The 22,080-nt window shown below is 33.0% G+C and carries 20 protein-coding genes; 7 read left to right on the top strand and 13 right to left on the bottom strand.

Annotated elements, in window-relative coordinates; genetic code table 11:
- Both H593_RS0102930 and H593_RS0102925 read right to left on the bottom strand, forming a co-directional pair.
- Positions 1-981 (bottom strand): PLP-dependent cysteine synthase family protein, encoded by a 981-nt coding sequence (locus H593_RS0102930; RefSeq protein ID WP_028871048.1) that lies wholly within the window; start codon positions 979-981, stop codon positions 1-3.
- Between the two features lie 365 nt (positions 982-1,346).
- The gene (locus H593_RS0102925) at positions 1,347-2,585 is read right to left on the bottom strand and encodes an ABC transporter permease (protein ID WP_028871047.1); all 1,239 of its coding nucleotides are present in this window, start codon (positions 2,583-2,585) and stop codon (positions 1,347-1,349) included.
- Between the two features lie 21 nt (positions 2,586-2,606).
- On the opposite strand from H593_RS0102925, the gene H593_RS0102920 reads away from it, so the two are divergent.
- A complete protein-coding gene (locus H593_RS0102920) occupies positions 2,607-3,881 on the top strand; it encodes an exo-beta-N-acetylmuramidase NamZ family protein (RefSeq protein ID WP_028871046.1) in 1,275 nt (424 codons plus the stop codon).
- 193 nt (positions 3,882-4,074) lie between these two features.
- On the opposite strand, the gene H593_RS0102915 is transcribed toward H593_RS0102920, so the two are convergent.
- The 4 genes from H593_RS0102915 to H593_RS0102900 all read right to left on the bottom strand — a co-directional run bounded on the left by H593_RS0102915 (position 4,075) and on the right by H593_RS0102900 (position 6,970).
- On the bottom strand, positions 4,075-4,482 hold the full coding sequence (locus H593_RS0102915) for a hypothetical protein (RefSeq protein WP_028871045.1): 408 nt from the start codon (positions 4,480-4,482) through the stop codon (positions 4,075-4,077).
- Between the two features lie 241 nt (positions 4,483-4,723).
- Positions 4,724-5,563: a sterol desaturase family protein gene (locus H593_RS0102910; protein WP_028871044.1), complete on the bottom strand. Its 840-nt coding sequence runs from the start codon at positions 5,561-5,563 to the stop codon at positions 4,724-4,726.
- Between the two features lies 1 nt (position 5,564).
- On the bottom strand, positions 5,565-6,467 hold the full coding sequence (locus H593_RS0102905) for a hypothetical protein (RefSeq protein WP_147231968.1): 903 nt from the start codon (positions 6,465-6,467) through the stop codon (positions 5,565-5,567).
- Between the two features lie 11 nt (positions 6,468-6,478).
- On the bottom strand, positions 6,479-6,970 hold the full coding sequence (locus tag H593_RS0102900) for a YkgJ family cysteine cluster protein (RefSeq protein ID WP_028871042.1): 492 nt from the start codon (positions 6,968-6,970) through the stop codon (positions 6,479-6,481).
- 19 nt (positions 6,971-6,989) lie between these two features.
- Here H593_RS0102900 and H593_RS0102895 point away from each other — a divergent pair, with 19 nt between their 5' ends.
- Positions 6,990-7,697 carry a class I SAM-dependent methyltransferase gene (locus H593_RS0102895; RefSeq protein ID WP_028871041.1) on the top strand — a complete coding sequence of 236 codons (708 nt, stop codon included), beginning with the start codon at positions 6,990-6,992 and terminating at the stop codon, positions 7,695-7,697.
- A gap of 23 nt (positions 7,698-7,720) precedes the next feature.
- Here the strand turns inward: H593_RS0102895 and H593_RS0102890 are convergent, their stop codons facing one another.
- From H593_RS0102890 to H593_RS0102870, 5 genes are all read right to left on the bottom strand, one after another.
- On the bottom strand, positions 7,721-8,341 hold the full coding sequence (locus H593_RS0102890; protein ID WP_028871040.1) for a hypothetical protein: 621 nt from the start codon (positions 8,339-8,341) through the stop codon (positions 7,721-7,723).
- 11 nt (positions 8,342-8,352) lie between these two features.
- Positions 8,353-9,972 (bottom strand): amidohydrolase, encoded by a 1,620-nt coding sequence (locus tag H593_RS0102885; protein WP_028871039.1) that lies wholly within the window; start codon positions 9,970-9,972, stop codon positions 8,353-8,355.
- A gap of 294 nt (positions 9,973-10,266) precedes the next feature.
- The gene (locus H593_RS0102880; protein WP_028871038.1) at positions 10,267-11,985 is read right to left on the bottom strand and encodes a porin family protein; all 1,719 of its coding nucleotides are present in this window, start codon (positions 11,983-11,985) and stop codon (positions 10,267-10,269) included.
- A gap of 19 nt (positions 11,986-12,004) precedes the next feature.
- Positions 12,005-12,541, bottom strand: a complete 537-nt coding sequence (locus H593_RS0102875; protein WP_028871037.1) for a T9SS type B sorting domain-containing protein — start codon at positions 12,539-12,541, stop codon at positions 12,005-12,007.
- 68 nt (positions 12,542-12,609) lie between these two features.
- The gene (locus tag H593_RS0102870) at positions 12,610-15,633 is read right to left on the bottom strand and encodes a tetratricopeptide repeat protein (RefSeq protein ID WP_028871036.1); all 3,024 of its coding nucleotides are present in this window, start codon (positions 15,631-15,633) and stop codon (positions 12,610-12,612) included.
- 212 nt (positions 15,634-15,845) lie between these two features.
- On the opposite strand from H593_RS0102870, the gene H593_RS0102865 reads away from it, so the two are divergent.
- The 3 genes from H593_RS0102865 (at position 15,846) to H593_RS0102855 (ending at position 18,551) form a co-directional block, all read left to right on the top strand.
- Positions 15,846-16,529, top strand: a complete 684-nt coding sequence (locus H593_RS0102865; RefSeq protein WP_028871035.1) for a cell division ATP-binding protein FtsE — start codon at positions 15,846-15,848, stop codon at positions 16,527-16,529.
- Between the two features lie 193 nt (positions 16,530-16,722).
- Positions 16,723-17,613, top strand: a complete 891-nt coding sequence (locus H593_RS0102860) for a glycosyltransferase family 2 protein (RefSeq protein WP_028871034.1) — start codon at positions 16,723-16,725, stop codon at positions 17,611-17,613.
- Positions 17,610-18,551, top strand: coding sequence for a glycosyltransferase family 2 protein (locus H593_RS0102855; RefSeq protein WP_037051384.1), 942 nt, complete (start codon positions 17,610-17,612; stop codon positions 18,549-18,551). The genes H593_RS0102860 and H593_RS0102855 overlap by 4 nt, the downstream gene beginning before the upstream one ends.
- Here the strand turns inward: H593_RS0102855 and H593_RS0102850 are convergent.
- Both H593_RS0102850 and H593_RS0102845 read right to left on the bottom strand, forming a co-directional pair.
- A complete protein-coding gene (locus H593_RS0102850; protein WP_037051409.1) occupies positions 18,537-18,941 on the bottom strand; it encodes a sugar 3,4-ketoisomerase in 405 nt (134 codons plus the stop codon). The genes H593_RS0102855 and H593_RS0102850 overlap by 15 nt on opposite strands.
- Entirely contained in the window at positions 18,938-20,044 is a 1,107-nt protein-coding gene (locus tag H593_RS0102845; RefSeq protein WP_028871031.1) for a glycosyltransferase, read from the bottom strand. The genes H593_RS0102850 and H593_RS0102845 overlap by 4 nt, the downstream gene beginning before the upstream one ends.
- 35 nt (positions 20,045-20,079) lie before the next feature.
- On the opposite strand from H593_RS0102845, the gene H593_RS0102840 reads away from it, so the two are divergent.
- Both H593_RS0102840 and H593_RS0102835 read left to right on the top strand, forming a co-directional pair.
- Positions 20,080-21,228 (top strand): glycosyltransferase, encoded by a 1,149-nt coding sequence (locus H593_RS0102840; RefSeq protein ID WP_028871030.1) that lies wholly within the window; start codon positions 20,080-20,082, stop codon positions 21,226-21,228.
- 1 nt (position 21,229) lies between these two features.
- The gene (locus H593_RS0102835) at positions 21,230-22,048 is read left to right on the top strand and encodes a glycosyltransferase (protein WP_028871029.1); all 819 of its coding nucleotides are present in this window, start codon (positions 21,230-21,232) and stop codon (positions 22,046-22,048) included.
- Positions 22,049-22,080: the final 32 nt, after the last annotated feature.

The raw sequence follows: 22,080 nt of genomic DNA, 5'->3' as shown, positions 1-22,080 counted from the left end.
TTATTCCATATAACCCATTTTCTTCATCCACTCGTTATTAAACATTTTACCTACATAACGACTTCCGTGGTCATGAAACAAAACAACGACAACGTCATCTTTTGTAAAATGCTCTTTTAATTGCAACACACCTTTTATAGCTGCTCCTGCACTGTTTCCAAGAAACATACCTTCTTCTCTTGCAAGCCTCTGCGTATATACTGCTGCATCTTTATCGGTCACTTTTGTAAAACCGTCTATAACACCAAAATTCACATTTAAGGGTAAAATATCCTCTCCAATCCCTTCGGTCACGTAAGGATAGATTTCTTTTTCATCAAAAATACCTGTCTCATGGTATTTTTTAAATACACTACCATAGGTATCAATTCCCCAAATTTTTATATTCGGATTTTTCATTTTTAAATAACTACCAACACCAGAAATAGTGCCACCTGTTCCTACTCCAGATACAAAATGTGTAATTTTCCCATCCGTTTGTTCCCAAATTTCTGGACCTGTACTTTTAAAGTGTGCTTTACAATTACTAGGATTATCGTATTGATTCACGTACCATGAGTTAGGCGTTTCTTCACCTAAACGTTTTGATACAGAATAGTAACTGCGAGGATCATCTGGCTCCACATCTGTTGGACAAACAACAACCTCAGCACCAACAGCACGAAGAATATCCATTTTCTCGTTCGACTGTTTGTCACTAATTACAAAAATACATTTATAACCTTTTACGATTGCTGCTAAAGCCAATCCCATACCAGTGTTTCCAGAGGTTCCTTCTATAATTGTACCGCCTGGTTTTAATCGACCGTCCGCCTCTGCATCCTCAATCATCATCACAGCCATACGGTCTTTTACCGAGTTTCCCGGGTTGAAGGTTTCGTATTTTGAGAGCACCAAACACGGTAAGTCTTTAGTTAATTTATTTAGCTTTACTAAAGGTGTATTGCCAATGGTTCCTAATATATTTTCAGCGTATTGCATAGTCCTTATTTTACGCTACAAAAGTAAGTAAAACTTAAGGTTTACAAATGCTTTCTACGGAAATGTTATACGTCAACAAACTCGGCAGCCATACTTCAACAAGTTCAGCAACCGTAATTGGATAAGTTCAATAATAGTACTGTGATTAATTGCCATTATATTAATTTTGGATAGCTTTCATTCTTGAATTGGCCCGCGTTAAGGATGGAAGAGACATCCTTTTTTGAGAGTCCATTGCGATTTTAGCAATGAACTCTCAAAAAAGATACAACGTACAGCCTGACGCTTTATCAACAGAAAGTGATAAAGGGTAACGCCCACTTCGAAACCTTTAATAAAGGCATTTTAATACCTATGAACGGGCTTTATTCAAAACGAATCGCCTTAACCGGAGAAATCTTAGTGATAATAATAGACGGAACCAGTAGCATTAAAAAACATGCGACAAAGGTGCCAATATTGAGAAGTATAACATCACCCAAACCAATATGTACGGGGATTATAGAGACATAATATTGCTCTGGATTTGGAAACTTTAGAAGACCAAACTGTTGCTGAGCAAATAGTAAGCCTAAGCCTATGAGATTCCCCCAAAACAAACCTAAACCAATTAAATAGGTCGCATTATACAAAAACACTTTTCTAATACTCCAGTTGCTGCTGCCTAAGGCTTTTAGAATCCCAATCATTTGAGTACGCTCCAAAATGAGAACAAGCAAGGCCGTAATCATGTTTATTCCCGCGACGATGATCATTATGGCGATTATTCCGTAGGTATTATTATCAAAAATTTTAATCCACTCAAACGTGGTTGAAAATTTTTCTTCAATGGTTTGCGTATCTAAGAATGATGGTGTTTGATCTCGTATTTGTTGTTCTTTTTCTAAAAGCTGAGAAAAATCATCTAAGTACACTTCAAAATTACCAACCTCGTTATTCTTCCATTTATTCATACGTTGGATATGACTCAAATCACCAATCATAAAGTTTTTGTCAATATCTTGAAATCCGGAATTAAAAATACCAATAACCTCAAAGGCGCGCTGAAAAGGAATTTCATCAATACTCTCCTTACCAAAAACCGTTTGAAAGTTATCACCTACTTTGAAATTTAAACGATTAGCAAGATAGCTCGATATCACCACCTCATTGCTCAGCTTTCCTTCATACTTTGGCAAACTACCTTCTACTAAAAACTCTTGAAGATATGACCAATCGTAGTCGCTACCTACACCTTTGAGGACGATGCCTTCAAAATCGGTTTCGGTACGTATAATACCAAATTTTGCTGCCACGCCTTGAATATGTTTAATTCCCTCTACGGAATTAAATTGTGGATAAAACTCCTGATCTGTAGTTATAGGAACTATAGACTCGTTGGACTCATTAGTGTCATAATTATTAATCGTAATATGACCATTAAATGCAACTACCTTTTCTCGCACCTTTTTTTGAAGTCCTAAGCCTGTGGTAATAGCTATGAGCATTACAACAATACCAATGGCAATTGCTGCAATACCAATTTTTATTATTGGTGCTGAAACACTACTTTTATACGCTTTACTACCAATAATGCGTTTAGCTATAAAAAACTCGTAATTCAAAATTATTATATGCGTTTATCGATGTTCAAAAATAGGGTTTTCCCGATAATTATAGGGTTTGTTTTAGTGTTGATTTCTTGTGGTTCAAAATCTAAAGATGATTCTGCTAAAAATAATGAGATCCTAAAACAAGTTCAAGATGACAGTATATCACAATTCAATGACAAAATCATTGTCGGTGCTCATCAAATAGATAATTACTTGCCCTTGCTAAAAGGGAAACGTGTGGGTATTGTTGCGAATCAAACTAGTGTTATATTTAACAAGATTACCCCGTCGCAAAAAACTACTCGCAAAGACAGTTACACCCACCTAGTTGATAGTTTATTACAACGCAACGTCAACATCAAGAAAGTATTCGCTCCAGAGCATGGGTTTAGAGGCGAAGCAGATGCTGGTGAACTGGTAAAAGACGGTATTGACACAAAAACCAACCTACCCATTATATCTCTTTACGGAAAAAACAAAAAACCATCACCTGAGCAATTAGCAGATTTAGACGTCGTTATTTTTGACATCCAAGATGTTGGAGCTCGATTCTACACCTATATTTCAAGTTTGCATTATGTTATGGAAGCTTGTGCAGAAGCAAATATCCCAGTTATGATTTTAGACAGACCAAATCCAAATGGAAATTATATTGACGGTCCTATTTTAGAACCAAAGCACAAAAGTTTTGTTGGGATGCACCCAATACCTGTAGTTCACGGAATGACGATTGGAGAATATGCCAAAATGATTAATGGTCAAGGTTGGTTAGACAACCAAATTACGTGTGATCTTACAGTAATAGAGATGCAAAATTACAAACATGATAACACCTATAATTTACCCATAAAGCCGTCGCCTAACTTACCAAACGCAAAATCAATTAATCTCTATCCTAGCCTTTGCTTTTTTGAAGGCACGAATGTAAATGCAGGGCGAGGTACCTCTAAGCAATTTCAGATTTATGGGAGTCCATATTTAGATAAAACTGTTTATAATTTTAAATATATCCCAATGCCAAATGACGGTTCTAAATATCCAAAACACGATGGTGTACTGTGTTATGGTGAAGATTTAAGTACACGTAAAGATCTCAACCAATTAGATTTAAGTTATTTGATTAAAGCGTACCAAAACTCAATTGATAAAAAAGTATTTTTTAATACTTTCTTTACGAATCTAGCTGGGACAAAAGCATTACAAATACAGATTGAATCTGGTGTTTCTGAACAAGAGATTAGAGAGACTTGGGCTGATGGTCTGAATACCTTTAAAAAGGTACGTGGCATGTATTTGATTTATGAATAATCTGAAAAATGGCACATTGTGGAAATTCGAAAATTCTAATTATACAAAACCTTTATAATTATTATTCTTACTGGTGCCAAACGCTATTCTATTTTTCGCAGTAATCGTTATATCCAATTTAATATTTACTAAATCCTAGTAATAATCATTTCTTTTGCTACTCTTTGGAGTGGAATGAAAACTAATTAAAGTATTACTCCTTCTCATTCTTTGCAACCAATTCCTCATCATTTGCCATTGCCAAGAGCGTATCTTTATCCTCTCTCAAAATCTTAACTACAAATACAATTCGCATAGACGACTGCACAGCTACGAACACATGCTTTCCTTTACTTAATTGATCTAATGGAATTTTTACAAACGTTTTATTGATACTCATATCAATCTCACGCTCATGTGCCATACTTACTGAGTATAATTTATTGATAAGCGAGTCGCTTTTAAGTACTAATGTATCTTTAGTTGTATTAAGATTATGGATTAGCCCTTTAGCTCTAATATTAACATTTTTCTCTAATTTAGCGAGATCGACTTGGGCTTGTGCAGTATAGTTTAGTGACGTGATTAAACTAAAAAAGATTACAAATAATACTATTCTCATATATAAACGTTGGTTAACGTCAACAATATTGAATAAATAGCTTTTTTATAATCCCGAGAGCAAAACTAACTTCTTTTTTGGATGGCTAACAAAATAATCCACCAACGGTAAATAAAACCGAAGTATGGACTTTTTCTGTAATCTTAACACCAAAATAAGTCGTTTTATAATCTTTCTTTGACTCTACGATTTATGTATTTATCTAAAACTATTGTTAGCAATAGTAACATATAAGATATATTTACTCTGGAGCGTTTGTGATTGAAGGCTTTCTATACTTATGAAACGGTTGTTTTAGAAGCTCTCCAATTTTACCATTAGCCTCTTCATCTGGAAATGTATCTACACCATAAATTATTGATTCCCTTTCTAAGGTCATAAATGTCCCAAATAGACGATCCCATATAGAAAAGATATTTCCATAATTGGAATCTGTATAAGGTAATTTGTAATGATGATGCACCTTGTGCATATCTGGTGAAATAAAAACATAACTCATAGCTTTATCTAGCTTTTTAGGCAGCTTAATATTAGCATGACTAAATTGTGTAGCAATTAGCGATAGCGATTGGTACAAAAACACAATAGCAATTGGTACACCAACAATTATAACACCTAATAAGGTAAAAGAAAACCGAATAATACTCTCTAAGGGATGATGTCTATTTGCTGTTGTAGTGTCTACGTTATGATCTGAATGATGTACTAAATGCACCACCCATAATGGTTTGACCTTATGCTCCACATAATGCGCTAAATAAGCACCTATAAGATCGAGTAACAAAACACCAAGTAAAACATAAGCCCAAAGTGGGAGATTTGGAATCCAATTGATGATTCCAAATTTTGTATCCTCAACCCACTGAGCTGTTCCTAACAACAAAAAGGCTAAACCAAAATTAACAATAATGGTAGTGAGTGTGAAAAACAAATTAGGAACTGCATGTTTCCATTTTTTGTAGTTAAAATTAAATAATGGCAATGTGCCTTCCAGTAACCAAAATAATGTGAGTCCACCAACAAGAATTAGACTTCTATGCAACGATGGTATGGTCTCAAAATAATTTAATATACTTTCCATATTAATTATTGTTACTAATAATTTGATTTGATTTTTTCAAATTTATTAAAGAAACTTTACTTCGCCATGGCGCAGCATTATCTTCATCTTTTAAAATTCTGTATGCTGTTACATATAAAAATGCAACTAGCTCTTCGTTCGCAGTATCTGCTTTTATATCGTCAATGCGTTTGAGTTGCCTTAATACTTTTCTAGGCCTATTTAAAATAAGTTGTTGCTTAATTTTTAGGAGTTCTATTTTCCGTATCACTGCTAATTTATTTTCTATGGTATCATTTAAAAGATGATTTTGAGCTTCGTCTAGATAAATATTTGACAATGTAATGATGTCTTGTCGTGCAGATTCAATAGTGAATATAGCAAGTTCAATATATTTTGAGGCTAAACTCAAAGTAGTTTCAAAGTTTTGTTGGTTGCGGTAACTCGTCAATTCTGCTTTTATAAAACTAGTATTGATATCATATTTTATAATGAATTTTGTAAGATTTAAAAATTCTCTATAGGGCTCCTTGTTTGAATTAACGATGATACCATTGACATCCAATATTTTTATAGAATCATCATTAAATTTATTAATGTAGGTTGTAGATCGTTTGTTTTTTATAGCTTGAAAAAGCTCCTCATATTCCTGTTCATTAACTTTAACGAGAATAAAATAATCACGGAGCAAATTAATTAAAATCTGATTTTCAAATAAATCATCAATAAATACTTGTTTTCCATTATCGTCTTTTAAAGTAACTGGGAGAGGCACAAAGGCAGCTTCCTCCCAAATCATGAGTACCATTTTATCTTGTACTAAGGCCAAACGCTTAGCAGCATCTAATGAGGTCAACCAATCATTTGACTGGCAAAAAGAAAGAGATGGTAGTACCAATAGGACAATAAGAAAAATTCTTTTCATAATAAATAGTTTTATTTTATGCGTTGTTTCATGGCTTCCACAATATTGAAAGCAGCTGGACAGATAGCTACATTTTTTAGCGTTAAATTTGATATTTGTTGAAATTTCTTTCTATCTGTATGTGGAAACTCACTACAAGCCTTAGGTCTCACATCATAAATGGAGCAATAATTATCTGCACCTAAAAATGTACAAGGGACAGATTGTAACACATAATCATTCTCGTCATCCAAGTGCAAATACGTATCAATAAATTGCTGCTGCTTCATTTTAAAAAACTTGGCAATACGCTCAATATCTTTTGTTGTAAATAATGGTCCTGTGGTTTTACAGCAATTGGCGCAATCTAAGCAGTCTGTGCGCTCAAATTCTGTTTCATGAAGTTCCTGCATTAAATAATCCAATTGCTTTGGCGGCTTTTTTTTAAGCTTGGCAAAGAAGGTTTTATTTTCCTTATGCTTATCTTTGGCGAGCTTTGGAAGATTATTTATGAAGTCTTGCATAACACAAAAATACTACTTTATGAAAGACCTTTTCGGGAAAGCCTTACAAGATTTCAACAACAATAATTATACCGAAGACCTCATCACCTCGACTAATATTTCTGGTGAAGATGAGTTACCGCTTCCTTATCTTTTCCGAAGTTATTCGGAAATGCCCAAACTAGAACAAAAGGCATTACAGTTAGTAAAAGGAAACGTTTTAGACGTTGGTTGTGGCTCAGGAAGTCATAGTTTGTATCTTCAAGACAAAGGCATTCGTGTTAAAGCTATTGATGTGTCTGAAGGTGCTGTAGCTGTTGCTAAAAAACGAGGCGTAAAGACTGTTGAGCGCAAAGACCTACTCGAAGAAACAGAAACATTTGATACTATTCTTTTATTAATGAATGGTACTGGAATTTTCCAAGAGGTGTCTCAAGTCTCTAAATATCTTAATCATTTAAAGTCATTACTAAAACCAAAAGGTCAAATTTTGATAGACTCTTCAGATATTCAATACATGTATGAGGACGACGACGGCGGACTTTGGATAGATACCAACGCCAATTATTATGGAGAATTAGATTATTTTCTAAGCTATAAAGGTGAAAAAGAGGAACCAATGAAATGGCTGTATATAGATTTTGAGCGCCTGCAATTTGCTTGTGAAGCTGTTGGATTACACTGTAAAAAAATACTAGATGGTGAGCACTTTGATTTTTTGGTCAGAATTGTTGTACAGGAGCTGTAAAACAAAAGACACTGAAAATAATTTTAAAAACAACTAGAGTTATAAAACGCTGCGATTTTAACTAAATCCTTTATTTTAAAAGTCTCATTTTCAATTTTATAAACCAGCTCTGGACAATCTTCAAAATAAGCTTTGGCTCGTTTTTTAAATGATTTTAGTTCTGTATAATTAAAAGGAATAGCCATGTCATTATCTCTTACAAACAAAGATTCTGTGAGTGTTTCCATTCTTTGACCAGAACTATTAAACACGGCGCGCCTTACCAATTTGACTTGACCATCAATCACCAATTCTGCAAAACCAAACTTGCTATTTTTTTTATTTCTACTTATTGAAATAAAGATGGCTTCACGTTCTTTTTTAATTCGTTTACCTTTTACTTTTTTAGAATACGTAATATTTAAAAGCACCTTATCAATATCCTTGGCTGCAATTTTTTTACTCGGTTTATTGCGCTCCGTTTTATACCTCAACTTCTCTTTACCAGAAAAAGGCATATCTTTTTGTATATATGGAAATCGCACTAAACCTTTTAAGGTCGTGCCATCTTTAAGGAATATTTCTCCCGTACTCCAATCATCATACTGAGCACTCACATTAAAAGACCCAAGTAGTATTATAATTACTAAAATTCGTTTGATCATTTGACTCTATTTTATTTAAGTTTCTCACCTCCAACAAAAGTCTGCTCCACCTTAATCTTAGGAATCTCCTTTTGGTCAACCGTCATGATATCTTTATCCAAAATGATGAAATCTGCAAATTTACCAGATTCTATACTTCCCTTTTCGTTCTCTTCAAAATTCGAATAGGCTGCCCAAATAGTCATTCCTTTTAAGGTTTCTTCTCTTGACAATCCGTTTTTTTTCTGAAATCCACCTTCAGGAAACTGCTCCAAATCTTGTCTAGCAACCGCTGCATAAAAAGTCAAAAACGGACTTACTTGCTCCACCGGAAAATCGGTTCCTAAAGCTACTTTTCCATAAGCATTCAACAATTGTTTATACGCATAAGCGCCTTTAATACGTTCTTCTCCCAATCGCTCTTCTGCCCAATACATATCACTAGTTGCATGCGTTGGTTGGATTGATGGCATCACATTTTCATACAATTCAAAATCTTCAGGAGACACCACTTGCGCATGTTCTACACGCCATCGTCTATCATTTTTACCACCCAACACTTTATTATAAGTCCTTAAAACTGCATGATTAGAACTATCTCCAATAGCATGGGTATTCATTTGAAATTCAGAATTTGCAATTCTCTGTGCCGCCCGATTAAACGTTTGTAAATCCGTAACTAATAATCCAAAGTGATTCTCTTTATCACTATACGGTTCTCTTAACATAGCACCTCTCGACCCTAATGCGCCATCGGCATAAAACTTAAATGAACGTACGTTTAATCTATCCGTTTTTGTAATACCTTTCTCTAAATAGTACTCTAAATTATCTGGCGTAAATGACACCATAGCGTACACGCGCATTTTCAAATCGCCAGATTGTTGTAAGCTATCAACAAGTGCTATAGATTCTTGGCTTAAGCCAGCATCATCAACTGTTGTCAACCCCAAATCAAAACAAATATCTTGCGCAGCGAGTAATGCTTTTACAGCATCCTCACGAGACGGTTTTGGCCAATAGTTCATCACTAAATTTTCGGCATTATCAATTAAGACACCTGTGAGCACTCCGTTTTCTAAAACAACTTCTCCTCCTACTATCTTACTATCTGCTGTTACCTTGCCTAAATCCAAGGCTGCTTGATTACATAAAATGGCGTGACCATCAACACGTGTCAATGCCATAGGTGTGTTGGGAAATAATTTATCTAATAATGTTTTCTTCGGAAACTCTTTCACTTCCCAATCGTTCTGGTCCCAACCTCTACCAGTAATAAAAGAGACCTGATTTTTATTCTGAAAAGCGGAAATGCGCTTCACTACATCCTCAAAACTTTTAGTACCTGTAAGATCTACCGCTTGCTGGTTGTAACCCAAACCAAGAAAATGACAATGCGCATCAATGAGTCCTGGTACAATGGTTTTCCCGTTGGCATCGATACTATTAACTGATGCGTATTTAGCTTTTATAGCTTTAGTAGTTCCTACGTCTAAGAATTTTCCGTCTTTTATGGCAAACGCTTCTGCTTTTCCAAAAGTGTCATTAACAGTATATATGTTCGCGTTGAAGACAATGGAATCAGCTTGTTTCTTTTCTTCGGAACACGAGAAGATTGCGAATAATACGATAAGTATGGATAGTTTTTTCATTGATTTTTTTTATAGATTATAAAAATACAAAAAGCATTCATTCTTAAAGTTTAAGAAGGAATGCTTTTTGTTAAAAATTATAAAGGCTTATGTAACTTACTCATTACGAATAATAAACCAACATCATGTCGTACTATTTCACAAACAAAAAGCACATTTATAATCTGACAGATAATTTAAAAATATGTAAAACAAAATCCAGCTCCTCCTTTCTTCTCGAAGGGAGGAGCTGGATGTTATGACCTTCTATGTTATTGCATTTGGGCTATGAGATTCCTGACTTCGCAGGAATAATTAAAAGTCAAACTGATAAGTAGCTCCAGCTAAAAATTGTATCCCTTGAACAGGATAGTTCACCCAACGGTTATAATTTTGATTAGCAATATTATTAGCTTTTACGAAAGCAGATAATTGATTTGTAATCTTATAACCTACGTTTGCATTGGCATCAAAATAACTCTTTAATGTCACTTGAGTTGCTGTAGGCATAATTAACGGCCCTCCTGCTCCAATCAATATATCTTTACGTTCGCCAACAAAGAATAGATTGGCACCTGCAAACCAATGCTCGTCAATTTGGATGTCTAAAAATGCAGAAGCTTCAATGTCTGGGAGATTCCAAGCTTCGGCTTCGTTTTCTGTAGTATATGCAAAATAATCAGCTTTTAAACCCAATTTGAAATTTCTGTTGATATCAACATTTAATTCTCCACCAATGGCAAACGTTTTCACATCGTCGTAAGCGATTCCGAAGGAATTTCCAAATTGATAACTCTTTCCACCATCACCTATCGCAGCATTAGATCTAAATAATGCTCTGTTATTATCCGCAGAATAACGTCCATTCACATTATAACTTATACTATTAGACAATTTACCTTTTACACCTACAGACGCATTATACGCTTGGTCTGTTGGCACAATAAATAAGGTTGGTGATACAAATGGATTCTCCTGAGCAAAATCATAATATGAATTTTGGTTTAGTCCACCTTCAATACTTCCGTAGGCAATTAGCAACTCGTCCACCAAACGGTAACTTGCTGTAATGTTTGGATAGATAAAGAATCTACCATCACTGGCTTCAGTATCGTTAAGATATACGAGGTTTACACCTAAATTAAGCGTTAAATCGTCTTGTTTCATTTGGTAGCTAGGCGCCAATCCTAAAATAATATTACTATAATTGAGGTCTTCATCACCAAAATAACTTTTATCAAAAGAACCTCCCAAATAATCAATGGTTACTTCTGTAGTAATCACCTCATCTGCCACAGGGACATCAAATCCAGTTTTTAATAAAAACCGGTTTTCTCCAGAATCCTGATCATCTCCAAAACGTCTGTATAATACACTCCCTTTATTAATAATAGCATCATCAAATTGGATGTTTCCACCAATATTTGCTGTGTAGAAGGAATGACCAACATCAAAAACATCCATATCTTGATCTGGTAATCCGTACCAATTAAAACGCTGTAATTGGAAGCCTCCTTCTACTTTCCAAGAATAGTTTCTTTGCTTCTGAGTGTAATGTGCATTCAAACCCGTTTCTGAGAAATTATTATCGAAATTAACACCTTCAATATCACCTGCAGACGAGTGATGACTAAAATAACCACCCACGCGCTCTGTTCTGCTAATGGCATGATTAAGATAAACTTCACCTAAAATTGTGGTGTATGACCCAACGCCTAAAGACGCATAATTATCGTATAACTTTACAGATTTCTCTTTATCTACCGTTGCCGCTTTTCCTTTTGCTGGTGTAAACGTTGATGCTACAGGAATTGAAAAAATATTATACTTAATCACTTTTTTATTAACGGTTGTAGAATCGTTCAAGGTTGGGATTTCCCTAATTTTAAACGCATCAGATATTTTAGGTGTGTATGGTTTTACGACTGTTACTGTACCTCCATCAATAGAATCGTTTTCACGTTCTTGGGCTGAAGTGATTGCAACGTTTAAGGTTAGAATTATTAGGAATATATATTTGAAGTAACTTTTCATATTTGTTTGATTTGATGAATTAATTAGGAGGATTTGCTATTACTGGATCAAATTGACTACCTAAATTACAACCTTCAAAATTTGGTTGTGGATCTGGAAACGTATATACACAGAATGATCCTGATTTACGGAATGTTTCCTCATTCTCAATAACAATTTTATATCTATAAGTTCCATTAGAAATAATTGATGCTCTTCCATTTTCACCTTGTGGATATCCTGGAAACATGGCTTCAAAGTCTGTGTAATTTGTCGACTCATAAATTTGCTCATCAACAGAATTGTAAATGGTAACTATATGATTGGAATACAATTCAATATTTCTTATTGAAAACATATCGTTAATTCCATCTTCATTTTGGGTAACAATTGTAAACACTTCTATTTCTCCAGCAGATTGATCTAAATTATCTACGTTAGCTCCAAAAACAGGTTCTGTGGAACAACAGCCTTCATAGATGTTTTGTGTTTCTTGGTTATTACTATCATCGTCTCCGCATGAAAATATGGTAAAAATGGATATTAGAATTACTGAAAATTTTATTTGTTTAATCATTTTTTAGATTTTATAAATACAACCCTCTCGACTACGCTCGAAGTGACAGCAGCTTTTTAATTAAGTTATTAATTTTGATCAGGCTGTACAGATGAATTCGTTTTAGCTTCTTTGGTCTTAATTCTAATGAGTTCTTCTTGCGCTTCACTAATAACATCATCAAACTGTGAGAAATTACTAATGACGCTTTCTAATATATAAGTGGCTTGAAAAGCATCACCCAGTGCATCATAATTCTTTGCCATAAGCACTAAGCCTTTTGCACTGTAGTATTTATAACTACTGTAATCTCTAGCTAATTTTTGAACCGTTGTATTTGAAGATTCATGTTTACCGTCTTTATTTTTAAAATAAGCATTGTAATACAAAGCTTCTGCAGCCAAAGCTCCTGTTGCTATTTTTTCAACCTCAGCATACGCAGCTTTGGCTTTGTTTTCGTTACCTGTTTTTATAGCAGATCGTGCAATAATAATCTGAGCATCACTTTTTACGTTATTATCAATTTTAGAATTTTGAAGCGACTTTTCAGCATAATTAACTGCTTCTGTATAGTTTTCTTTTTGATAGTATGCGTTCATTAAATTAGATTGTGCGTAGGTAATATTCTGTGGATAATCGGCTTCGTTTTCTAGTCGTCTCAATAACGGCATCGCTTGATCCCAATTTTTGTTATCTAAATATATTTCAGATAACTTAACAATCGCTTGTTCTGTAAATCCCCCTTTTTGCTGGTCGATAACATATTCATAATGTGGTTTTGCATTGTCTGTTAAGTCCTTTTTTGAATATAATTCAGCGATATAAAAATGAGATTTGAGTGCATGAATTCCGTTAGGGAACTCGTTTAAATAGTTATTAAATTGACGAATCGCGCTATCTGTGTTCGTATCTAAATACTGTTTCTCTGCAGCCAAATAAGACGTATTATCTAACTCAGCATCTGTAACATTAATATAATCTAAGGTTTTCACCCAAGCGGCATAGTCTTCTACAAGACCGAGATCTATGTAGATTAAACGAGCACTTGCGACTGCTTGGCTAGCTTCTTCTGTAGAAGGATATTCATTGGCTACCTTTTTAAATTTTTGTAAAGCACGTTCATTATCATTAGCATTGTAATAAGATAAGCCTTGACGTAATAAGGATTTTGAAATGAAGACACTGTTTTTGTATTCTGAATTTAGGCGATCATACATTGACATCGCTTTATCAGTAGCATTGGCCTGTACATAAGAATTTGCCAATTCATACATCGCATCGTCACGCAATGATGATTTAGGATACGCCTCAATAAACGATTTTAATCCTTGAACTTTCTTAAAAACTTGACCACTATAACCGTAACTCATTGTTTTTTGAAACGTAGCGTAATCACTTTCAATTTCATTAATAGCAATTGCCTTCTCATAGGCAGAAATTGCATTATCATAATCACTAGACACAAAATAGCCATCACCAAGTCTTAAATACGCATCATTCAAGCGTAATTTATCGTCCTTGTGATTATTGACAAACGTTTGAAAATGTGATGTTGCTTGGCTATACTTTTTTAGCTTAAAATAAGTATACGCAATGTTGTAATCTATAGTATTAATTTCTTTTACTTCGGAAGCTTCGCCTTGCTGTTGAAATTGCTTAAAGCCAATCAACGCCTCGTCAAAATTATTAAGGTGATAATCAGTTTCTGCTTTCCAAAAGGTTGCTCTAGCTGTAAATACAGGATCCTTTGCTTCTTTTATAGAGTTATTAAATAAGTCTTTTGCACTGGTGTAATCCCCAACATTATAAACTTCAATACCTCTATAAAATGCTACTTTCTGGTAAGCCACTCTATTTTCAAAGCTCTTTTTGTTTTCTAAAAGTCTAATGGCTTCCTTGTAATTTTTTGAGGTAATATAAGAATCGATCAATAGCGTTTCTACTTCTTCTTTATAATTCGTTGCTGGATAAGTATCTAAATAACTAGTCAATACTTGTGGTACAGATTGGTACGGATTTCCAATCTCATAACTAATCTTTGCATAATTTAACCATGCATCCTCTTGGATTTTTAAATCGTAATCCATTTGTGACGCATTTCTAAACGCATTAAGTGCTTCCTGCTTTTTATCTAAGTTAATATAACTCTCACCCAAATGATAATAGGCATTTTGAGCAACACTATTATCACCTCCAATGATTTTATTAAACTCAGAAATTGCACTGTCAAAATCATTTTGTTTATAGTAAGCGTATCCTAATTGGTAGTAATCAACATTAGTCCATTTCCCACGATTTCCTTTATAATCTTTTAAATACGGGATGGCTTCAAAATAATTTTCTAAATTAAAATAACTCTCTCCAATAATTTTAGACAATTGTGATTTTTCTTGTGGATTACTATTCAATAATTGAGCTTTAGCAAGCTCTATTGCTTTTTCAAACTTACCTAACTTAAAATTTAAATCGGCTTGATAATACGATAGCTTCTCTTTGTATTTATCTTCATTACTTACCTGATCAAAGTATGCGTTCGCTTTATCGTAATCGTCACCTTCATAAGCCATAAATCCAATATAGTATTTGGCTTGAGAACCATAGGTTTTTGACGTCAGCACTTTATTAAAGTACTTCTGTGCTCCTGCTTGGTCTTGAGTAGCATATAATGCGTATCCATAATTAAAATAGAATTTCTCACGCTCTGTTCTTGCCATGCTATTTTCATCCACCTTATCATACCACTTTCTTGCATAGGCGTATTTTCCGTTAGCAAAATAAAAATCTGCTACATCTAAAAAAGCTGTATTTCGTTTTGTACTCGTCGGGTAATTATCAACAAAATCTTGAATTAAATCCTCTGCATTTTGCTGATTCAATCGCACTGCACAATTGGCAATATAATATGCACAATCAGACTCTAACGTGTCGTTTGGAGCGTCCTCTTTAATCGCTTCAAATAGCGATTGTGCTGCTTGATATTGTTGGTTATTATAAAGTGTGAGTGCCTTTTGATACGACACCAAATCACTAGTATAGGTTGCCGATTGTTGCGCCTGCAAATGCAAAGCAAACAGCAAAAAGCCAAGTAAAAAACTTATTTTTCTAAACGTCATTAAGTTCTATTTTTTATTGATGCTAAAGATAATTTTTCTCTTATCTATAACGAGAAAATCGTGTTATAATTATACACAAGGTTATTAAAAAGACGTCTTATATAAGATTGCGTTACACTTTTTGTTTTTATCTGTGTATTTTAGATTTAGCATATTGGTAGTTCTTAGTTTTTATAATACATTTACAATTCTATTAAAACCTTCATATTACAATGTCTGAAACTGTTTTACAACTCAAAAACGTATCTATCTATCAAGGCGATAGCATGGTGTTATCTGATGTTAATTTTGAAATGAACAAAGGTGACTTTGTCTATCTCATTGGTAAAACAGGAAGTGGGAAAAGTAGTTTTATGAAAACACTCTATGGCGATTTACAACTTACCGAAGGAGAAGGCCATGTTGTGGATTATAATTTGAGAACGATGAAAGAGAACGATATTCCGTTTTTAAGACGAAAATTGGGTATTGTATTTCAAGATTTTAAATTATTACCAGACAGAACTATAAATAACAATTTAGAATTCGTTTTAAAAGCAACAGGATGGAAAGATAAGACGAAAATAAAAGAGCGTATTGAAGCTGTTTTAGGTAAAGTCGCTATGAAAACCAAAGGCTTTAAGTTTCCTCATGAGTTATCTGGTGGAGAACAACAGCGTATTGCTATTGCTCGAGCTTTATTAAATGATCCTGAACTTATTTTAGCCGATGAGCCAACAGGTAATTTAGACCCTCAAACCAGTATAGAAGTCATGGAAGTGTTGCGTGATATCAATAATAATGGTAACACGATCTTAATGGCAACTCACGATTACGCTTTACTTCTAAAATATCCAAGTAAAACACTAAAGTGTGACGAAAATAAGGTCTTTGAAGTTGTGCAGCGCAAAAGTTAAAACCCGACACACTAGGCTTCTTGTCATCGCACCTTGCTTATTACTTTTAGATATTTCCCAAGTCATACTATTTACAAAATTAGCTATGAAGAGACTAAATTTTAATTGTGTTTGATCTCTTTTAACTTATACAAAGGTATTTCATAATATAAAATATTATAAAAAGTGTATTTTTGAGTACTTAAACGCCTCTATGTTATCAGTTCTTATTCCTATTTATAATTGTGACATCAGAGCCCTTACGACTGTGCTTCATGAGCAATTGATGTCTAGTCAAATAGTATTTGAGATGATCTGTTTAGATGACTACTCTGATAAAAAAATTAGTGCTTTAAATGCTGAAATAGAACAACTCCAATTTACGTCTTATCATATTTCAGATCATAACTTCGGAAGAGTCGCCACAAGGCAAGCACTTGCTGAACAAGCCAATTATGAAAGGCTCTTGTTTTTGGATGCAGATGTCATGCCAAAATCTGAACACTTTATAGCTCATTATACGTCTTTATTAGCCTCTGCATATGATGCAATTTATGGCGGATTTGCATACGCGCTAGAACCACCAAAAGACGATTTCATGTTACGATGGACCTATGGAACATCTAACGAACAAGTCCCAGCTCTAATAAGAAACCAAGCTCCTTTTAAAATTGTGATTTCCGCTAACTTTATGATTACAAAAGCTCTTTTTATAACCCTTAATTCACAAATTACTCAAAGAGGTTATGGTTACGATAATTACTTTGGAGCCTTGTTAAAAAGTAACAAAAATACCGTTTTTCACATTGATAATGAAGTCTATCATTTGGGTTTAGAAGCTAATGAAAGTTATTTAAATAAAATTGAACAGTCCGTTGACACACTTTTAAAATTAGAAATAAACAAGAGTATCCAAGACACAGAAAACACCCTTTACAATACCTATAAATCCTTAAAAAAGCTAAGACTCAATTACGTGTTCTCTTGGATATACAAAAGTTTTAAAAACAGTTTTAAAAAGAATTTACTCAGTAGCAAACCAGATATTCGCGTACTACAGTTTTATAAATTAAGTTACATTTGTTATCAAGATTTAAACTCATGAATCCATTTTTTTCGGTAGTTATTCCTCTTTATAATAAAGCGTTAGAAATCAGTTATACACTGTCTAGTGTTTTGGCTCAAACCTATACTGATTTTGAAGTCATCGTTATTAATGATGGTTCTACAGATGATAGTTTAAGTCTCGTTGAAACGTTTAATGATAAACGCATTAAAGTCTACACAACAGAAAATAAGGGCGTATCCCATGCAAGAAACTTTGGAATAAAAAATTCTTCATCACAAGTTATAGCTTTTTTAGATGGAGATGACCTTTGGAAACCGCATCACTTAGAAGATTTAAAGGCACTTTTTGAATGTTATCCTAATTGTGGAATGTATTGTAAGGCTTACGAAAAAATATATTTTAGTGAACTTGTAGTAAAAGCAATCTATAATGACATAGAAGATGATTTTGAAGGAATTGTAGAAGACTATTTTAAAAATAGCTTAATAGACAGCATAGCTTGGACCTCTGCTACTGCAATACCAAAAACTATATTTAATACATATGGTTATTTTGACGAATCCTTAAAATCAGGACAGGATACCGATTTATGGATTAGAATAGCTCTTAAAGAAACAGTCGCTTTTTCTAATGTGATTTCTGCTACCCGATTATTTTCTGCTTCTAATAATCATTTATCACAATCCTCTCACATAAAGCAAAGGATACAAATAATTGAGCGTTATCAGCATCTTGAACTAAAAAACAAAAGTTTAAAAACATATTTAGATTGTAATAGATATTCCATGGCTGTAGAAAGAAAGTTACATGGTGATTTGACATCTTATCAAAATCTTTTAAACGCTATTGACTTAGCATCATTGAACTCAAAACAAAAATTCTTACTTAAACTACCAACATTTTGGATAAAGAGATTTAAAGGTTTACAAGGGTTTTTAATTAAAAAAAAAATATACCTATCAGCTTTTAGATGATTTGAAAATTTTATAATCTCTAATATAATCACCTTCATCAAATTCACCCGAGGCTAACACCAAACAAACAGCACCAGACGAAAAATCATCAAGTTCTCTCCAGATTCCCGTTGGTATCAGTAATCCCTTATTAGGTTTATTAAGTGTTATTCGTTGTTTTGTTTTACCATCATCAAGTACAACTTCAAAACTACCACTTAGTGCAATTAAAAACTCTAGTTGTTCTTTATGAGAATGCCCTCCTCGAAATGCATCACTGGGGACATCATATAAATAATAAACTCTTTTAATAGCATATGGAATACAGTCTTTTTCTATAACTGCTAAATTACCTCTTGGATCAGAAATTTTAGGAATCTCGATTAACTTAATACTTTTTATATCTGTCATTTTACCACTTCTTTTATTAATTTGACCCAAGATTGCATGATATGTTTTATTGAAAACTGCTCGACACTTGACTCACAATTAGACACGCAATTATTATAGAACTCAGGATCTAATATCATTTTATCAAAAGCTTCCGCCAATCTAATTGTACTATTATTTTCTACCAAAATACCATTAAAACCAGTTTTGATGACTTCTTTTGGCCCTGAATTGCAATCTACTGAAACCACAGGAACTCCTAGAGATAAACTTTCAGGTATAACCATTGGAAATCCTTCAAATCTACTGGTTAAAGCTGAGAATTTCGCCTTTTTCACATAAGGATATGGGTTTTTTATGAATCCCCTAAAATCAATATGATTACTCAGTTTTAATTGAGTAGCATACGTTTTTATTACTTCTAAATCTGGACCAGCTCCTAAAATTAGCAATTTCACATTATGCTTTTTTAAGTCTGATTGTTGATAGCTGTCAAGTAGTAATTTTAGGTTTTTATGTTTATCGTCAATTCTTCCGAAGAAAACAATAAATTTTTCAGGTAGATTGCTTACAATATCTTCATTTGCTAAAGCTTGGATGTTTTCAAAATTAAATCCGTTATAAAGCGTTCTAATATTTTTTAAATCGAAGGCTTCCCTATACTTATCAGAAGCTGCCTGAGAGACAGCGGTCATATATTGGTTTTTATAAAGCCACTTATTGAGCCACGTGTATTTTGAAAAAGCTTTTTTAGTATTAAAGTTATGAATAACGTAAACCACTGGTCCTTTATAAACCAATTTTGATATTATGAGTTCCCTGTAGGCTAGATTACGAGATCTATTATCTATAATCACATCAAAGTTCTGATGGGCTATATAATCTCTAAAAACACGAAATCTTTTTATTCTTCCGAAGAAAGAATCATCCTCGTTTTTTAATAATCCTAAATTCAAGTGTCTACCAGAATACTCATAATCAACACCAGGTAATATTGTTATAATATGCACATCATAACCCAAGCTATAAAGCATTTGCGACAAAACAGCACTGGATCGTTCTGCTCCACCTTTAGATAGAGAGGACGCAACAATACAAACTTTTTTATTATTGGTTTTTGGCATTAAAAACTATCTTTGAAACAAATGTACTAATATAAATGAAGATTCTTTTAATAGGAGAATATAGCCGGTTGCACAATTCTTTAAAGGAGGGTTTGGTTGAGCTCAATCATGAAGTACTTCTTATTGGTGATAGAGACGGATTCAAAAATTATGATGTTGATATAACTATTGGGTCAAAAATATTTAATAATTCGTTTTGGCATCCTATTACAAAATTGATATTAAGAATTACAAGTATCAATCTTATTGCTTTTGAGAATGCATTTAGATTCTATAAAATTCTTCATAGGTTAAAGGGCTATGATGTAGTACAATTAATTAATGAAGGTGTTCTTAAAACCTATCCCAAATTTGAAATTTTTCTGATTAAAAAATTAATACAGTATAATAAAAGTGTTTTTCTATTATCCTGCGGAATAGATTACGTTAGTGTAAAATATGCATTTGACAAAAACTATAGGTATTCTATATTAACTCCTTTACAAGAAGATGAAAAACATAGACCTTATTACAAACACATTTTAAACAAGCTAAAATCTTCTCACAAAAAACTGCATCAATATTTATATGAAAATGTTAATGGTGTAATTTCTTCAGATATAGATTACCATTTACCACATATAGGAGTTGATGCGTATAGAGGTATGATACCAAATCCCATAAACACACATAAAATAGATTTTAAAACTTTATCTATTAGTGATAAAATCATAATTTTTCATGGTATAAATACCAGTGGTTATATAAAAAAAGGGAATGTTTTTTTTGATAAGGCCTTAGAAATAATTAAAAAAAAATATACTAATAAAGTTGACATCATTAGAACAGAAAACATTCCTTACAAAGAGTACATTAAATTATATGACACGTGTCATATTTTCTTAGATCAAGTTTATGCTTATGACCAAGGTTATAATGCTTTAGAAGCCATGTCTAAAGGTAAAGTGGTATTCACTGGAGCTGAACAACAGTGGCTAGATTATTATAATATTAAAGAAAACACAATAGCTATAAACGCTTTGCCAAATGTAATTGAATTAGTAGATAAGTTAAGTTGGTTAATAGAACACCCTAAATCTATTATTGAAATAGGAAACAACGCAAGAAATTTCATAGAAAAAGAGCATGATTATATTAAAATCACTCAGAAATACGTAGAAACATGGTCTCAGAATATATCTTAAAATGGAACACTATTTAATAACGCGGTTTAATTTAAAAAACGAAAATTGGCATAATCCAAATAGTGACAATCATGTGTTATCAAATACATGGCTGGATGAGCGTTTTAATATTTTTGAAACATATTGTTTACCATCTATAGAGAACCAAACCAATAAGAATTTTAAATGGCTTGTTTGCTTTGATATTGACACTCCAAAAGACTACAGCTCTAAAATTAAAAATTTAGAAATACATCTACCTTTTTTCCAACCTTTATTTATTGATGGGTTTAAAAATTTAGAAAAGGACATCTCCAATTTTGTTAAAGCAGATTCTCAAAATCGTTTTATTATTACAACACGATTAGATAACGATGATATCGTGCATAAAAATTTTATCAAAACAATTCAAAATTTATTTCAACCGAAGAGTGCTGTAATTAACATTAATCTAGGATATCAATTAATATTAATGCCTAATAAAAATTATCAATTGAGGTTGGTGAAAAAAGAGCACAATCCATTTATGAGTGTCATAAGTGAAAAGGATAACTTTGAGAGTGTCCTATCCAAAGAACATCATTATTGGAAATCTCATAACCATCAAATTATTAATAAAAATGAGCGTTTATGGATTCAATTTGTTCATGGTAATAATGTATTAAATGACATTAGTAAGACTTCAAAAAAAACTACTAATTTTAAAATGGATGATTTTGGACTCAAAAATATTGAAATTGACGAGCGAGACATCGATGTTGTTTTTTATAATATTAAGACACTGCCAAACAGGTTGTTTAAGAATGTAAAATTAATATTAAAAACGCTGATTAATAAATAATTAAGTTAAATAAAATGCTAAAATCACTTCAA

The organism is Psychroserpens burtonensis DSM 12212, assembly GCF_000425305.1.
Lineage (GTDB): Bacteria > Bacteroidota > Bacteroidia > Flavobacteriales > Flavobacteriaceae > Psychroserpens > Psychroserpens burtonensis.
Note: the sequence above shows the minus strand (reverse complement) of the source record. Positions and strands in the feature narration are given on the sequence as shown.

Coding starts and splice junctions, on each gene's coding strand:
- H593_RS0102930 (WP_028871048.1), bottom strand. CDS start 981: ATGCAATACGCTGAAAATATATTAGGAACCATTGGCAATACACCTTTA.
- H593_RS0102920 (WP_028871046.1), top strand. CDS start 2,607: ATGTTCAAAAATAGGGTTTTCCCGATAATTATAGGGTTTGTTTTAGTG.
- H593_RS0102915 (WP_028871045.1), bottom strand. CDS start 4,482: ATGAGAATAGTATTATTTGTAATCTTTTTTAGTTTAATCACGTCACTA.
- H593_RS0102910 (WP_028871044.1), bottom strand. CDS start 5,563: ATGGAAAGTATATTAAATTATTTTGAGACCATACCATCGTTGCATAGA.
- H593_RS0102905 (WP_147231968.1), bottom strand. CDS start 6,467: ATGAAAAGAATTTTTCTTATTGTCCTATTGGTACTACCATCTCTTTCT.
- H593_RS0102900 (WP_028871042.1), bottom strand. CDS start 6,970: ATGCAAGACTTCATAAATAATCTTCCAAAGCTCGCCAAAGATAAGCAT.
- H593_RS0102895 (WP_028871041.1), top strand. CDS start 6,990: ATGAAAGACCTTTTCGGGAAAGCCTTACAAGATTTCAACAACAATAAT.
- H593_RS0102890 (WP_028871040.1), bottom strand. CDS start 8,341: ATGATCAAACGAATTTTAGTAATTATAATACTACTTGGGTCTTTTAAT.
- H593_RS0102885 (WP_028871039.1), bottom strand. CDS start 9,972: ATGAAAAAACTATCCATACTTATCGTATTATTCGCAATCTTCTCGTGT.
- H593_RS0102880 (WP_028871038.1), bottom strand. CDS start 11,985: ATGAAAAGTTACTTCAAATATATATTCCTAATAATTCTAACCTTAAAC.
- H593_RS0102875 (WP_028871037.1), bottom strand. CDS start 12,541: ATGATTAAACAAATAAAATTTTCAGTAATTCTAATATCCATTTTTACC.
- H593_RS0102870 (WP_028871036.1), bottom strand. CDS start 15,633: ATGACGTTTAGAAAAATAAGTTTTTTACTTGGCTTTTTGCTGTTTGCT.
- H593_RS0102865 (WP_028871035.1), top strand. CDS start 15,846: ATGTCTGAAACTGTTTTACAACTCAAAAACGTATCTATCTATCAAGGC.
- H593_RS0102860 (WP_028871034.1), top strand. CDS start 16,723: ATGTTATCAGTTCTTATTCCTATTTATAATTGTGACATCAGAGCCCTT.
- H593_RS0102855 (WP_037051384.1), top strand. CDS start 17,610: ATGAATCCATTTTTTTCGGTAGTTATTCCTCTTTATAATAAAGCGTTA.
- H593_RS0102850 (WP_037051409.1), bottom strand. CDS start 18,941: ATGACAGATATAAAAAGTATTAAGTTAATCGAGATTCCTAAAATTTCT.
- H593_RS0102845 (WP_028871031.1), bottom strand. CDS start 20,044: ATGCCAAAAACCAATAATAAAAAAGTTTGTATTGTTGCGTCCTCTCTA.
- H593_RS0102840 (WP_028871030.1), top strand. CDS start 20,080: ATGAAGATTCTTTTAATAGGAGAATATAGCCGGTTGCACAATTCTTTA.
- H593_RS0102835 (WP_028871029.1), top strand. CDS start 21,230: ATGGAACACTATTTAATAACGCGGTTTAATTTAAAAAACGAAAATTGG.